Genomic DNA, 15244 nt, shown 5'->3' on the forward strand with positions numbered 1-15244 from the left:
TGCAAGTCATCAGCGGCCGCGCTGCACCACCTGTGCCGTCGCGAAGTGACAGGTGAAGGTACTGCCCTGGCCCAGTGCGCTGACGATCTCCAGACGACCGCGATGGCGCAGCAGCACGTGCTTGACGATCGCCAACCCCAACCCGGTACCGCCGGTATTGCTGGCACGACTGGAGTCGACCCGATAGAAGCGCTCGGTCAGGCGTGGCAGGTGCCTGGCCTCGATGCCCATGCCGCTGTCCTGCACGGACAGGTGCGCCCCCTGCTCGTCGCCCCACCAGCGAATCTGTATGTCGCCACCGGCCGGGGTGTACTTCACGGCGTTGAATACCAGATTGGAGAAGGCGCTGCGCAGCTCCGCCTCGCTGCCCTTGAGCTTGAGATGGGCATCGGCCTCCAGGCTGATACGGTGATGCTGGTCGCCCGACAGCGCCTGGGCGTCGTTCCTGATCGACAGCAGCAGCAGATCGACCGCCACCGGCTGGTTGTCGGAGGGGTAATCGGTAGCCTCCAGCTTGGCCAGCAGCAACAGGTCATTGAGCAGGGTCTGCATGCGCGCACCCTGCTGCTGCATCTGCTGCAACGCCCGCAGCCAGCGGGGATTCACCGCCTCGACGTTGTCCAACAGGGTTTCCAGGTAGCCGGCGATCACCGTCAGTGGCGTGCGCAGCTCATGGGAAACGTTGGCGACGAAATCCTTGCGCATCTGCTCCAGTTGATGGAGACGGGTGACGTCACGCACCAGCAGCAGGTGTTCACGATTGCCGTACTGGGTAATGTGCATCTGCAGACGCCGACGATCACTGACCGGCGAGGGAATCTCCAACGCCTCGGCATAATTGCCGCGCTCGAAATACTCCTTGAAACGGGGATCGCGTAGCAGGTGCGCCAGGGGCTGGCCGCTGTCCTGAGGGGTCTTCAGGCCCAGCAGGGTTTCTGCCGCCAGGTTCCACCACTCCAGGTTGCCATGGCTGTCGAGCATCACCACGGCATCCTTGAGCGCAGCGGTGGATTCCTGCACCCGGTCGATCACCGCCTGCAAACGCCCACGCGCCTTCTGGTTGCGCCGCTGCAAGTGGTAGATGCTGTCGAATACCTCACCCCACAGGCCGTAGCCGTCGGGCGGGGGCTCATCCGGGCGATGCTCGCGCAGCCATTTGTGCAGGCGCAGCAACTGGCTGAGCGTCCACCCCAGGTGGAGGGCAAGCCCGATGACCAGCACCCAGGCATATTCCCCGGTGATGAAACCAAGCAGCAGGCAGACACCGATCAGTAGCAGCAAGCGGCGCACTACGGCGCCACGCCAGTCTTGGTTCACGATGAAACGCTTCCTTGTCTTGCAGCGGGCATGGGCAACAGGTGCGCGCTATCAGCCTTTGGTGGAGAAACGATAGCCAGTGCCACGTACCGTCTGCACCAGATTCTCGTAGACCTCACCCAGCGCCTTGCGCAGACGGCGAATGTGCACGTCCACCGTGCGCTCCTCGACGTAGACGTTGCCACCCCAGACCTGATCGAGCAACTGGCCACGGGTATAGGCGCGTTCCTGATGGGTCATGAAGAACTGCAACAGGCGATATTCGGTCGGCCCCATTTCGGCCGGCTTGCCATCGATGGTCACGCGATGGCTGACCGGATCGAGCAGCAGACCACCGACCTCGATCGGCGCTTCGCTGTCACTGGGGCCGGCGCGGCGCAGCACGGCCTTGAGACGTGCCACCAGTTCGCGCGGCGAAAAGGGCTTGGTGATGTAATCGTCGGCACCGACTTCCAGGCCCTGGATCTTGTTGTCCTCTTCACCCTTGGCGGTGAGCATGATGATCGGGATGTCGCCGGTCAGCTCGTCACGCTTGAGACGGCGAGCCAGCTCGATACCGCTGGTGCCGGGCAACATCCAGTCCAACAGGATCAGATCGGGTTTGCGATCGACGATCACGGCATGCGCCTGCTGCGCATTCTCTGCCTCCAGGCATTCGTAGCCGGCCATTTCCAGGGCAACCGCAATCATTTCACGGATCGGTGCTTCGTCATCGACGATGAGGATGTTCTTGCCAACCATTGGCCTTGCCTCTGCTCGTTATGCTGTCGTGCGCCGCATTAGATAACGGAATTATTGCAGCGATATGACAGGCCGATGCTCAGCGCAGCGCATAATCGGCCAGGATCCCGGCAAAGATCGCCAGGCCTGCCCAATGGTTGTGCAGAAAGGCCTGGAAACAGACCATGGGCTCGCGCCGACGAGTTCTGTGGTACTCCCAGATGAAACAGGCAGCAGCCCCCAGCAAACCGAGCTGGAAGGGCACACCCAGCTCGAAACGCGCGCCCGCCAGCAGCAGACAGAGCTGTGCCAGGCCCTGCAGGGTGGCGATGATCAGACGGTCGGCATCGCCGAACAGAATGGCAGTCGACTTCACCCCGATCTTCAGGTCGTCCTCGCGGTCGGCCATGGCGTAATAAGTATCGTAGGCCACCGTCCACAGCAGGTTGGCGATATACAGCAGCCAGGCTTCGGGAGGTGGCAGCTCACCGCTGACAGCGCTGAACGCCATCGGCATCCCCCAGGAGAACGCGGCGCCCAGCACCACCTGCGGGTAGAAGGTGTAGCGCTTCATGAAGGGATAGCAGGCCGCCAGGGCCAGGCCGCCGAAGGACAGCCAGATGGTCGTGCCGTTGGTGAACAGCACCAGCACGAAACTCATCGCCACCAGCACGGCGAACAACACCAGCGCTTCGCGTGGTTTGATCTTGCCGCTGGCCAGCGGGCGCAACTGGGTGCGACTGACATGGCCGTCGAAATTGCGGTCGGCGTAGTCATTGATCACACAGCCGGCCGCGCGCATGAAGATCACGCCGAAGACGAAGATCAACAAGTTCTTCATGCTGGGCAGTCCTGCCGAAGCGACCCACAGCGCCCACAAGGTGGGCCAGAGCAGCAGGTAGATGCCGATGGGCTTGTCCAGGCGCATCAACTGGATGAAGTCCCAGGCACGCGGGTGCAGGCGATTGGTCGATTGCAGCAGGCGGGTATACATCGAAGCGTCTCCGTGCAGGTTGCGCGGATTATACGGGGCATGCCAGCGTAGGGTGGATCGGGGCGCGTAGTCGACGCTTTTTTCAGCCACCGATACAGGCACAGGGTACGGCTGCGCCTTCGCGTAGCGCAGATGGCCGGTGAGAAGCACTGCGCGGTTTTCTCCTTACGCCTCGATACCCGCCGCCAGCCAGAAGGCCGGCAGAAAGACCTCGGCCACCAGCACGCCCAAGGCGCCACGGCTGAAGCATGAACGACGTGCCCACAGATGTTCCGCACACACCTCTGCCGGCAACCAGGCGGCGGGGTAACGGCAGGCCTGAAGCTCACCCCGGTCGAAGGCCTTGTCACTGAACAACAGCTCGCCGAGCGAACGACTGCCCAGCTCCGCCAGATTCAGCCCGGAACCCTCCAGAACGCTGCGGGCGGCCACGCTACGGGCGAATACCCAGGGCTGCCCATGCCCGCGTAAATACACCTCACGCACCCAGCCCTGGCTGCCAGCGGTCACGCCGAGTGCGGCACATTCGTCCTGGCGCAGAGCCTGCCAGCCCTCCTGCAGGGGCGTCACGGAGAAACCGCCAGCGGAAAGCGCGGTGAGGCGGCGGGTCAACGAGTCCTCATTGAACAGCCAGCCGTTCACATCGGCAGCAGGCTGAGGATCCAGCCGGGCCAGGGGCAGCCAACAGGGGGCATGAGCGGAAGCGGTGTGCGGCACGGTGAGAAATCACACAGATCGAAAGCGCGCGAGTCTAGCACGGCACACGGCTCTGTCAGCCAGCGTAGGGTGCGCTGCGCGCACCATGGCCATAAACCCGGAGCATCGGTGCGCACAGCGCACCCTACGCCAGGTTTCGGCTTTTCCCGGCGCAAAGAAGAAACCCCAGACCGCGTTGGCGATCTGGGGTTTCGTATAGGAGCTTGACGATGATCTGGCCGGCACTCCGGGACTCTCACCGCCACCTGCCATTTTTCGCGCACATAGAAGAACGCCCTGACCAGTTACCTGATCAGGGCGTTCGTATAGGAGCTTGACGATGACCTACTCTCACATGGTGAAGCACCACACTACCATCGGCGATGCGTCGTTTCACTACTGAGTTCGGGATGGGATCAGGTGGTTCCAACGCTCTATGGTCGTCAAGCAATTCGGTTGGGATCTCGTCGTTAGACGCTATCCCCTGGATACGTGATAGAAGCTTTGTAGTTCTTGCAAATTTTCGGCTTTCTGTCGACTTCACCATCGACACCCTCTGCACGAGGGCAGATTGTTTGGGTGTTATATGGTCAAGCCTCACGGGCAATTAGTATTGGTTAGCTCAACGCCTCACAGCGCTTACACACCCAACCTATCAACGTCGTAGTCTCCGACGGCCCTTTAGGGAGCTCGAGGCTCCAGTGAGATCTCATCTTGAGGCAAGTTTCCCGCTTAGATGCTTTCAGCGGTTATCTCTTCCGAACATAGCTACCCGGCAGTGCCACTGGCGTGACAACCGGAACACCAGAGGTTCGTCCAACCCGGTCCTCTCGTACTAAGGTCAGCCCCTCTCAAATCTCAAACGTCCACGGCAGATAGGGACCGAACTGTCTCACGACGTTCTAAACCCAGCTCGCGTACCACTTTAAATGGCGAACAGCCATACCCTTGGGACCGGCTTCAGCCCCAGGATGTGATGAGCCGACATCGAGGTGCCAAACACCGCCGTCGATATGAACTCTTGGGCGGTATCAGCCTGTTATCCCCGGAGTACCTTTTATCCGTTGAGCGATGGCCCTTCCATACAGAACCACCGGATCACTAAGACCTACTTTCGTACCTGCTCGACGTGTCTGTCTCGCAGTCAAGCGCGCTTTTGCCTTTATACTCTACGACCGATTTCCGACCGGTCTGAGCGCACCTTCGTACTCCTCCGTTACTCTTTGGGAGGAGACCGCCCCAGTCAAACTACCCACCATACACTGTCCTCGACCCGGATGACGGGCCAGAGTTAGAACCTCAAGGTTGCCAGGGTGGTATTTCAAGGATGGCTCCATGAGAACTGGCGTCCCCACTTCAAAGCCTCCCACCTATCCTACACAAGCAAGCTCAAAGTCCAGTGCAAAGCTATAGTAAAGGTTCACGGGGTCTTTCCGTCTAGCCGCGGATACACTGCATCTTCACAGCGATTTCAATTTCACTGAGTCTCGGGTGGAGACAGCGCCGCCATCGTTACGCCATTCGTGCAGGTCGGAACTTACCCGACAAGGAATTTCGCTACCTTAGGACCGTTATAGTTACGGCCGCCGTTTACCGGGGCTTCGATCAAGAGCTTCGCTTGCGCTAACCCCATCAATTAACCTTCCGGCACCGGGCAGGCGTCACACCCTATACGTCCACTTTCGTGTTTGCAGAGTGCTGTGTTTTTAATAAACAGTCGCAGCGGCCTGGTATCTTCGACCGGCATGGGCTTACGCAGTAAATGCTTCACCCTCACCGGCGCACCTTCTCCCGAAGTTACGGTGCCATTTTGCCTAGTTCCTTCACCCGAGTTCTCTCAAGCGCCTTGGTATTCTCTACCTAACCACCTGTGTCGGTTTGGGGTACGGTTCCTAGTTACCTGAAGCTTAGAAGCTTTTCCTGGAAGCATGGCATCAACCACTTCGCATTCTAAAAGAACGCTCGTCATCAGCTCTCGGCCTTGATCTCCCGGATTTACCTAAGAAACCAGCCTACCGCCTTAAACACGGACAACCAACGCCGTGCTGGCCTAGCCTTCTCCGTCCCTCCATCGCAGTAACTAGAAGTACGGGAATATTAACCCGTTTCCCATCGACTACGCATTTCTGCCTCGCCTTAGGGGCCGACTCACCCTGCGTCGATTAACGTTGCGCAGGAAACCTTGGTCTTTCGGCGTGCGAGTTTTTCACTCGCATTGTCGTTACTCATGTCAGCATTCGCACTTCTGATACCTCCAGCAAGCTTCTCAACTCACCTTCACAGGCTTACAGAACGCTCCTCTACCGCTCATCCAAAGGATGAACCCGTAGCTTCGGTGTATGGTTTGAGCCCCGTTACATCTTCCGCGCAGGCCGACTCGACTAGTGAGCTATTACGCTTTCTTTAAAGGATGGCTGCTTCTAAGCCAACCTCCTAGCTGTCTAAGCCTTCCCACATCGTTTCCCACTTAACCATAACTTTGGGACCTTAGCTGACGGTCTGGGTTGTTTCCCTTTTCACGACGGACGTTAGCACCCGCCGTGTGTCTCCCGTGCTGACACTTGCTGGTATTCGGAGTTTGCATCGGTTTGGTAAGTCGGGATGACCCCCTAGCCGAAACAGTGCTCTACCCCCAGCAGTGATACACGAGGCGCTACCTAAATAGCTTTCGAGGAGAACCAGCTATCTCCGAGCTTGATTAGCCTTTCACTCCGATCCACAGGTCATCCGCTAACTTTTCAACGGTAGTCGGTTCGGTCCTCCAGTCAGTGTTACCTAACCTTCAACCTGCCCATGGATAGATCGCCCGGTTTCGGGTCTATACCCAGCGACTAAAGCGCCCTATTAAGACTCGCTTTCGCTACGCCTCCCCTATTCGGTTAAGCTCGCCACTGAATATAAGTCGCTGACCCATTATACAAAAGGTACGCAGTCACCCAACAAAGTAGGCTCCCACTGCTTGTACGCATACGGTTTCAGGTTCTATTTCACTCCCCTCTCCGGGGTTCTTTTCGCCTTTCCCTCACGGTACTGGTTCACTATCGGTCAGTCAGTAGTATTTAGCCTTGGAGGATGGTCCCCCCATGTTCAGACAAGGTTTCTCGTGCCCCGTCCTACTCGATTTCATTGATAAGAGCGTTTCGTGTACGGGGCTATCACCCACTACGGCGGCACTTTCCAGAGCCTTCCACTACACTCAAATCAACTTAAGGGCTAGTCCCCGTTCGCTCGCCACTACTTAGGGAATCTCGGTTGATTTCTTTTCCTCAGGGTACTTAGATGTTTCAGTTCCCCTGGTTCGCCTCTTGCACCTATGGATTCAGTACAAGATACCTAGGTTATCCTAGGTGGGTTCCCCCATTCAGACATCTCTGGATCACAGTCTGTTTGCCGACTCCCCAAAGCTTTTCGCAGGCTACCACGTCTTTCATCGCCTCTGACTGCCAAGGCATCCACCGTATGCGCTTCTTCACTTGACCATATAACCCCAAGCAATCTGGTTACTGTCTCAATCGTGAAGACGACATTCGCCGAAAATTTGCGTCTTGAGAACTACAAATTTTACCTTGACCAGATCAATTGCCAGTGAAAGCAATCAATCAGTCACTTCTATCACATATCCAAATTTTTAAAGAACGATGTTTCTACCGGTCAAAAGACCAGAAATCAGCACTCACCAGGTCTACCCTGAAGTGCTCATTTCTGAACTCTTTCCTTCTACCGCAACGCGCGAGAGTGGTGGAGCCAAGCGGGATCGAACCGCTGACCTCCTGCGTGCAAAGCAGGCGCTCTCCCAGCTGAGCTATGGCCCCGTAATCTTCTGCACCAAGCAATTGGTAGGTCTGGGCAGATTTGAACTGCCGACCTCACCCTTATCAGGGGTGCGCTCTAACCAACTGAGCTACAGACCTATAACAGGGTCGCGTTACAGCATCGTCTTCGACTATGAATCAAGCAATTCGTGTGGGAACTTATGAAGAAGCTGATGTCTTCGATTAAGGAGGTGATCCAGCCGCAGGTTCCCCTACGGCTACCTTGTTACGACTTCACCCCAGTCATGAATCACTCCGTGGTAACCGTCCCCCCGAAGGTTAGACTAGCTACTTCTGGAGCAACCCACTCCCATGGTGTGACGGGCGGTGTGTACAAGGCCCGGGAACGTATTCACCGTGACATTCTGATTCACGATTACTAGCGATTCCGACTTCACGCAGTCGAGTTGCAGACTGCGATCCGGACTACGATCGGTTTTATGGGATTAGCTCCACCTCGCGGCTTGGCAACCCTTTGTACCGACCATTGTAGCACGTGTGTAGCCCTGGCCGTAAGGGCCATGATGACTTGACGTCATCCCCACCTTCCTCCGGTTTGTCACCGGCAGTCTCCTTAGAGTGCCCACCATAACGTGCTGGTAACTAAGGACAAGGGTTGCGCTCGTTACGGGACTTAACCCAACATCTCACGACACGAGCTGACGACAGCCATGCAGCACCTGTGTCTGAGTTCCCGAAGGCACCAATCCATCTCTGGAAAGTTCTCAGCATGTCAAGGCCAGGTAAGGTTCTTCGCGTTGCTTCGAATTAAACCACATGCTCCACCGCTTGTGCGGGCCCCCGTCAATTCATTTGAGTTTTAACCTTGCGGCCGTACTCCCCAGGCGGTCAACTTAATGCGTTAGCTGCGCCACTAAAATCTCAAGGATTCCAACGGCTAGTTGACATCGTTTACGGCGTGGACTACCAGGGTATCTAATCCTGTTTGCTCCCCACGCTTTCGCACCTCAGTGTCAGTATCAGTCCAGGTGGTCGCCTTCGCCACTGGTGTTCCTTCCTATATCTACGCATTTCACCGCTACACAGGAAATTCCACCACCCTCTACCGTACTCTAGCTCGCCAGTTTTGGATGCAGTTCCCAGGTTGAGCCCGGGGCTTTCACATCCAACTTAACGAACCACCTACGCGCGCTTTACGCCCAGTAATTCCGATTAACGCTTGCACCCTTCGTATTACCGCGGCTGCTGGCACGAAGTTAGCCGGTGCTTATTCTGTCGGTAACGTCAAAATTGCACGGTATTAACGTACAACCCTTCCTCCCAACTTAAAGTGCTTTACAATCCGAAGACCTTCTTCACACACGCGGCATGGCTGGATCAGGCTTTCGCCCATTGTCCAATATTCCCCACTGCTGCCTCCCGTAGGAGTCTGGACCGTGTCTCAGTTCCAGTGTGACTGATCATCCTCTCAGACCAGTTACGGATCGTCGCCTTGGTGAGCCATTACCTCACCAACTAGCTAATCCGACCTAGGCTCATCTGATAGCGCAAGGCCCGAAGGTCCCCTGCTTTCTCCCGTAGGACGTATGCGGTATTAGCGTTCCTTTCGGAACGTTATCCCCCACTACCAGGCAGATTCCTAGGCATTACTCACCCGTCCGCCGCTAAATCAAGGAGCAAGCTCCTCTCATCCGCTCGACTTGCATGTGTTAGGCCTGCCGCCAGCGTTCAATCTGAGCCATGATCAAACTCTTCAGTTCAATACTGCTTGGGTTTTGAGAAAACCCTAAACTTGGCTCAGCAATCGCAAATCTCTTACTTAAAAGAGTAACTCTCGAATTCACGAGTGTTGCTTTGTGATGCTGATAATCTGTCGACTATCAGGCTTACCTCACAAGCACCCACACGAATTGCTTGATTCAGTTGTTAAAGAACAGTTGGTTAAGCCTCTCGCCTCAACCAGGCCGCACATTCTACAGCAGCCTTTCTTTCTGTCAAGCTGTTTTTCGACTTTATTTCCGGAGAAACTTCTTTCTACTCAACCACTTGCAGCAACCTCAGCTTCATTTTTTCCGCTTCGGTGAGGCGCGCATTCTACAGCACCTCGTTACTTCGTCAAGTTGTTTTTTGAAGAAATTTTCTTTCTATCTCAACAACTTAGCGCTTCGTCAAACCTGGGTTCGTCTCAGCGAGGCGCGCATTCTACATGAGCTTGGCGAGCTGTAAACCCCTGACATGCAAAAATATTCATATATAGATCAGGTGCTTCCAGCTCTCTCATGTATAGAAACGAAAGACCTCAGATCACCCCCGCCTTGCGCAGCTCGGCAACCTGCGCCTCGCTCATGCCCAGCAGCCGCTCCAGCAGAGCATCGGTATGCTGGCCCAGCAAGGGAGGCGCCGCTCGGTAGGCGACCGGCGTAGCAGACAGACGCAACGGGCTGGCGACCTGCGGCGTGGCGCTACCCAGGGCATTGGGCAGATCGAGGCGCAGGCCGCGCGCCTGCACCTGCGGATCGGCGAACACTTGCTGCAGATCGTTGATCGGCCCACAGGGCACTCCAGCCTTCTCCAGCAGCTCGACCCATTGCGCCGTGGTCTTGAATACCGTGGCCTGGCGCAATAGCGGGATCAGCTCGGCACGGTGCGCCACCCGTGCCTTGTTGCTGGCGAAGCGTGAATCGTCCGCAAGATGGGCGATACCCGCCACCTTGCAGAACTTGCGGAACTGCCCATCGTTGCCCACGGCCAGGATGAAACTGCCATCGGCACTGGGAAAATCCTGGTAAGGCACGATATTGGGATGAGCATTACCCAGGCGCTTGGGCGATACACCGGTGGCCAGGTAGTTCATGGCCTGGTTGGCCAGACAGGCCACCTGCACGTCCAGCAGCGCTACGTCTATATGCTGGCCAATACCGGACTGCTCGCGCTGATTCAGCGCAGCCAGCACACCTACGGTGGCATAGAGGCCAGTGAGGATATCGGTCAGTGCCACGCCGACCTTGATCGGCCCAGCCCCTTCCTCCCCCTCCGGTCGCCCGGTCAGGCTCATCAGACCACCGAGACCCTGGATCATGAAGTCGTAACCGGCACGCTTGGCGTAGGGGCCGGTCTGGCCGAAGCCGGTGATGGAGCAATAGATCAGGCGCGGGTTGATCGCTTTCAAGGACTCGTAGTCGAGGCCATAGGCCGCCAGCCCGCCGACCTTGAAGTTCTCCAACAGCACGTCGCACTGCGCGACCAGCTCACGCACCAGGCGCTGGCCTTCGGGCTGGGTGAAATCCAGGGTCAGCGACTGCTTGTTGCGGTTGGCACTCTGGAAATAGGCCGCCTCCCGCGAGTCGTTGCCCTCGGCATCCTTTATATAAGGAGGGCCCCAGTGCCGAGTGTCGTCGCCGGTACCCGGCCGCTCGACCTTGATCACCTCGGCGCCCAGGTCACCGAGGATCTGACCACTCCAGGGTCCAGCGAGCACACGGGACAGATCGAGCACGCGAATATGCGAAAGGGCACCGGCCATGAGAACTCCGTAGGGTGCGCCGCGCGCACCATGAACCACTCGGTGGTGCGCATAGCGCACCCTACTACCGTTAGAAAAACGCCTGGATACCGGTCTGCGCGCGACCAAGGATCAGCGCATGCACGTCATGGGTGCCCTCATAGGTGTTGACCACCTCGAGGTTGACCAGGTGACGGGCGATACCGAACTCGTCGCTGATGCCGTTGCCACCCAGCATGTCGCGGGCCATACGGGCGATGTCCAGCGCCTTGCCGCAACTGTTGCGCTTCATGATGGAGGTGATTTCCACCGCAGCGGTGCCTTCGTCCTTCATCCGACCGAGACGCAGGCAGCCTTGCAGGGCGAGAGTGATCTCGGTCTGCATGTCAGCCAGCTTCTTCTGGATCAGCTGATTGGCCGCCAGCGGCCGGCCGAACTGGTTGCGATCGAGCACGTACTGGCGCGCGGTGTGCCAGCAGAATTCGGCAGCGCCCAGGGCACCCCAACTGATACCGTAACGGGCAGAGTTCAGGCAGGTGAAGGGGCCGCGCAAGCCGCGCACATCGGGGAAGGCGTTCTCTTCGGGGCAGAATACGTTGTCCATGACGATCTCACCGGTGATCGAAGCGCGCAGGCCGACCTTGCCGTGAATCGCCGGAGCAGACAGCCCCTCCCAGCCCTTCTCCAGCACGAAGCCGCGAATTTCGCCGGCATCATCCTTGGCCCAGACCACGAACACATCGGCGATGGGGCTGTTGGTGATCCACATCTTGCTGCCGCTCAGGCGGTAGCCGCCCTCAACCTTCTTGGCGCGGGTCACCATCGAGCCCGGATCGGAACCGTGGTTCGGCTCGGTCAGGCCGAAACAGCCGATATATTCGCCGCTGGCCAGCTTGGGCAGGTATTTCCGCTTGGTCGCTTCATTGCCAAACTCATTGATCGGCACCATGACCAGAGACGACTGCACGCTCATCATCGAGCGGTAACCGGAGTCGATACGCTCCACTTCACGGGCGATCAGGCCATAGCACACGTAGTTGAGGCCGCTGCCGCCGTATGCCTCAGGGATAGTCGCACCAAGCAAGCCGGTTTCGCCCATCTCGCGGAAGATCGCAGGATCAGTGCGCTCGTGACGGAAAGCCTCCAGCACGCGCGGCGCCAGTTTGTCATTGGCGAACTGCTGGGCGCTGTCACGCACCATGCGCTCTTCTTCGGTCAGTTGCTGATCGAGCAGGAGCGGGTCGATCCAGTTGAAGCTTGCCTTGGCCATCGCGAAAAACCTCGAAGCAGTGAATAGAGCAGTCGATGAATGACACCGATCCTAGGCCGACCTGGTGCGACGGGCAAACGCAGAATTTGCACAGATCTGTGCTTTTTACTCACTTCAAGATAGCCTGCAAGACTATATTCATGGCTCATGAGTGAGGCCTTTGCATAAATGCGCCGCAAGATCCCCAGCACCGCCGCACTGGTCGCCTTCGAGGCTGCTGCGCGCCATCAGAGCTTCACCAAGGCCGCCGATGAGCTCAGCCTGACGCAAAGCGCAATCTGCCGGCAGATCGGTGGACTGGAGAGCTTTCTCAATGTCGAGCTGTTCCGCCGCTCACGGCGCGGCGTGGTGCTGACCGAGGCCGGCGTCGCCTATAGCCGCAAGGTGGCCGCGCAACTGGATGCGGTGGAGCGCGACACCCTGGCACTGATGGGCAACCAGGGCACCAGCAGCATCGAGCTGGCAGTGGTTCCCACCTTCGGCACACAATGGCTGCTGCCGCGTCTGCGCACATTCCAGCAACTGCATCCGCAGGTAACGGTGCACCTGACCAACCGCACCCGTCCCTTCCTGTTCGCCGACACCCATTTCGATGCCGCCATCTATTACGGCGATGCCGAATGGTCAGGTACCGAGGCGCATTTTTTAATGCACGAGCACCTGCTGCCGGTGTGCAGCCCGGCCTTGCTCGGCGAGAGCCCGGTCACAGCCGAGCGCATTGCAACGCTACCACTGCTGCAGCAGACCACTCGCCCCTATGCCTGGCGCCAATGGTTCGCGGCTCAGGGCATGAATGTCTCCCGTGACATGACCGGCCCGCGCCTGGAGCTGTTTTCCATGCTCGCCCAGGCCGCGCGACACGAAATGGGTGTGGCGCTGATTCCGCCCTTCCTGATCCAGCGCGAGCTGCAGGATGGCAGCCTGGTGATCGCCCTCGATCGTGCGGTACCGAACAACGATCGCGCCTATTACCTGATGGTGCCGGAGCGCAAGGCCGAGTCGGCGGCGCTCAAGGCCTTCCGCGACTGGCTCCTGCTGCAAGCAAGCGCCTACCGCGAGGGCGAGCTCCAGCGCCACGAAGATGGCAAGAGAAAGTCAAAAAAGTCATGAGCAAGACGGGTAGCAACAAATTGGTCACACTACAGCGCCACTCTTGAGCCAATGCGCGCCATGCCCAGTACTTTCGGGTGATTCCACAATTTTGAACGCCCCGTTCGTGACTTTTCACACTGCAGCCAATGCGACCAACGGTCATTCGCTCGATGAATGCCGCGCGTGCAGCACAAAGCCCGTAAAACCTGCTGTTCCCCAGAGATGACGCGGGCTTGCCGCAGTATAAAAATCCCTCATAGACCCATTACTTGTAGTAATCCATTTTTTTTACTCCATAACTTCTTGTAAGGGTCTGCATTCGATTGCACAATCGCCGCGCCCGCCCTCTTCCGGCAGGTGTTGTGCTGATCCCCAATCGCCGGCGCGCCAGCGCAGTGCACCGGTTCACAAAAAAGATCACGCAGGAGATTAGAAGTGCACATTGGTGTTCCTCTCGAAACCCATGCTGGGGAGACGCGGGTTGCCGCGACGCCCGAGACCGTCAAGAAACTGGTTGGCCAAGGCCACCAGGTGACCGTCCAGACCGGCGCCGGCATCAGCGCCAGCATCCCGGACAGCGCCTATGAAGCCGCTGGCGCCACCATTGGCAACGATGCGGCCGCCTTCGGCGCCGACCTGGTGCTCAAGGTGGTCGCGCCGACCGACGCCGAACTGGCGCAGATGAAGAACGGCGCCGTGCTGGTGGGCATGCTCAACCCCTTCTGCAACGACACCATTGCGCGCATGAACGCCCGCGGCATCACCGCCTTCGCCCTGGAGGCCGCGCCGCGTACCTCCCGCGCGCAGAGCCTGGACGTGCTGAGCTCGCAGGCCAACATCGCCGGCTACAAGGCCGTGATGCTCGCCGCCAACCACTATCCGCGCTTCATGCCCATGCTGATGACCGCCGCCGGTACGGTGAAGGCCGCCCGCGTGCTGATCCTCGGTGCCGGCGTCGCCGGCCTGCAGGCCATCGCCACAGCCAAACGCCTGGGTGCGGTGATCGAGGCCTCCGACGTGCGCCCGGCCGTGAAGGAGCAGATCGAGTCGCTCGGCGCCAAGTTCGTCGACGTGCCGTTCGAGACCGACGAGGAGCGCGAATGCGCCCAGGGCGTGGGCGGCTACGCCCGGCCGATGCCGGCCTCGTGGATGGAACGCCAGGCCAAGGCCGTGCACGAGCGCGCCAAGCAGGCCGATATCGTCATCACCACCGCGTTGATCCCGGGCCGCAAGGCACCGACGCTGCTGCACGAAGCCACCGTACAGGAAATGAAGCCGGGCTCCGTGGTCATCGACCTGGCCGCCGCTCAGGGCGGCAACTGCCCGCTGACCGAAGCCGACCAGGTGGTGGTCAAGCATGGCGTCACCTTCGTCGGCCATACCAACCTGGCCGCCCTGGTGCCGGCAGATGCCTCCGCCCTGTATGCACGCAACCTGCTGGACTTCCTCAAGCTCGTGATCGACAAGGAAGGCCAGTTCCAGCTCAACCTCGAAGACGACATCGTCGCGGCCTGCCTGATGTGCAACGCCGGCGAAGTCGTGCGCAAGAACAGCTAAGGAGTAGGGACATGGATCTGATTTCCGACGGCATCTACAACCTGATCATCTTCGTGCTGGCCATCTACGTCGGCTACCACGTGGTGTGGAACGTCACCCCGGCCCTGCACACCCCGCTGATGGCCGTGACCAACGCCATTTCCGCCATCGTCATCGTCGGCGCCATGCTGGCCGCCGCGCTCACCGTCACCCCGCTGGGCAAGGCCATGGGCACCCTGGCCGTGGCCCTGGCGGCGGTGAACGTATTCGGTGGCTTCCTGGTCACCCGGCGCATGCTGGAAATGTTCAAGAAGAAGGCCCCCAAGGCCCAGGTGGAGAAGTAA

Annotated in this window: 9 protein-coding genes, 2 tRNA genes and 3 rRNA genes; 3 read left to right on the plus strand and 11 right to left on the minus strand. The window is 58.7% G+C overall.

All coding sequences use genetic code 11. The annotated features are described in order from the left end of the window. Positions 1-9 precede the first annotated feature (9 nt). From phoR to OU800_RS23175, 11 genes are all read right to left on the minus strand, one after another. On the minus strand, positions 10-1320 hold the full coding sequence (gene phoR / locus OU800_RS23125) for a phosphate regulon sensor histidine kinase PhoR (RefSeq protein ID WP_442964797.1): 1311 nt from the start codon (positions 1318-1320) through the stop codon (positions 10-12). 48 nt (positions 1321-1368) lie between these two features. Further along, on the minus strand, positions 1369-2058 hold the full coding sequence (gene phoB / locus OU800_RS23130) for a phosphate regulon transcriptional regulator PhoB (protein ID WP_268179822.1): 690 nt from the start codon (positions 2056-2058) through the stop codon (positions 1369-1371). Positions 2059-2137: 79 nt separating this feature from the next. Next, on the minus strand, positions 2138-3031 hold the full coding sequence (ubiA, locus tag OU800_RS23135) for a 4-hydroxybenzoate octaprenyltransferase (protein ID WP_268179824.1): 894 nt from the start codon (positions 3029-3031) through the stop codon (positions 2138-2140). A 165-nt stretch (positions 3032-3196) separates the two neighbouring features. Continuing rightward, positions 3197-3748, minus strand: coding sequence for a chorismate--pyruvate lyase family protein (locus tag OU800_RS23140; RefSeq protein ID WP_268179826.1), 552 nt, complete (start codon positions 3746-3748; stop codon positions 3197-3199). 311 nt (positions 3749-4059) lie between these two features. Next, a 5S ribosomal RNA gene (gene rrf, locus OU800_RS23145) occupies positions 4060-4175 on the minus strand. Positions 4176-4313: 138 nt separating this feature from the next. After that, positions 4314-7206: ribosomal RNA gene (locus OU800_RS23150) — 23S ribosomal RNA — on the minus strand. Between the two features lie 257 nt (positions 7207-7463). Next, positions 7464-7539 (minus strand) — tRNA-Ala (locus OU800_RS23155). Positions 7540-7561: 22 nt separating this feature from the next. Continuing rightward, a tRNA-Ile gene (locus tag OU800_RS23160) sits at positions 7562-7638 on the minus strand. 85 nt (positions 7639-7723) lie between these two features. Continuing rightward, positions 7724-9260: ribosomal RNA gene (locus tag OU800_RS23165) — 16S ribosomal RNA — on the minus strand. The 16S, 23S and 5S rRNA genes sit together here with 2 tRNA genes alongside, the layout of an rRNA operon. A 539-nt stretch (positions 9261-9799) precedes the next feature. Next, entirely contained in the window at positions 9800-11023 is a 1224-nt protein-coding gene (locus tag OU800_RS23170) for a CaiB/BaiF CoA transferase family protein (protein WP_268179827.1), read from the minus strand. Between the two features lie 70 nt (positions 11024-11093). Next, complete coding sequence (locus OU800_RS23175; protein WP_268179829.1) at positions 11094-12272, minus strand: acyl-CoA dehydrogenase; 1179 nt, start codon at positions 12270-12272, stop codon at positions 11094-11096. 168 nt (positions 12273-12440) lie between these two features. Between OU800_RS23175 and OU800_RS23180 the strand changes: the two genes are divergently transcribed. The 3 genes from OU800_RS23180 (at position 12441) to OU800_RS23190 (ending at position 15244) form a co-directional block, all read left to right on the plus strand. Further along, on the plus strand, positions 12441-13382 hold the full coding sequence (locus tag OU800_RS23180) for a LysR family transcriptional regulator (protein ID WP_268179831.1): 942 nt from the start codon (positions 12441-12443) through the stop codon (positions 13380-13382). Positions 13383-13799: 417 nt separating this feature from the next. Next, positions 13800-14921: a Re/Si-specific NAD(P)(+) transhydrogenase subunit alpha gene (locus tag OU800_RS23185; protein ID WP_268179834.1), complete on the plus strand. Its 1122-nt coding sequence runs from the start codon at positions 13800-13802 to the stop codon at positions 14919-14921. 11 nt (positions 14922-14932) lie between these two features. Further along, entirely contained in the window at positions 14933-15244 is a 312-nt protein-coding gene (locus OU800_RS23190) for an NAD(P) transhydrogenase subunit alpha (RefSeq protein WP_027591131.1), read from the plus strand.

The sequence above is a fragment of the Pseudomonas sp. GOM7 genome (genome assembly GCF_026723825.1).
In the GTDB taxonomy this organism is placed as follows: domain Bacteria; phylum Pseudomonadota; class Gammaproteobacteria; order Pseudomonadales; family Pseudomonadaceae; genus Aquipseudomonas.

Coding starts and splice junctions, on each gene's coding strand:
- OU800_RS23180 (WP_268179831.1), top strand. CDS start 12,441: ATGCGCCGCAAGATCCCCAGCACCGCCGCACTGGTCGCCTTCGAGGCT.
- ubiA (WP_268179824.1), bottom strand. CDS start 3,031: ATGTATACCCGCCTGCTGCAATCGACCAATCGCCTGCACCCGCGTGCC.
- OU800_RS23170 (WP_268179827.1), bottom strand. CDS start 11,023: ATGGCCGGTGCCCTTTCGCATATTCGCGTGCTCGATCTGTCCCGTGTG.
- OU800_RS23175 (WP_268179829.1), bottom strand. CDS start 12,272: ATGGCCAAGGCAAGCTTCAACTGGATCGACCCGCTCCTGCTCGATCAG.
- phoB (WP_268179822.1), bottom strand. CDS start 2,058: ATGGTTGGCAAGAACATCCTCATCGTCGATGACGAAGCACCGATCCGT.
- OU800_RS23190 (WP_027591131.1), top strand. CDS start 14,933: ATGGATCTGATTTCCGACGGCATCTACAACCTGATCATCTTCGTGCTG.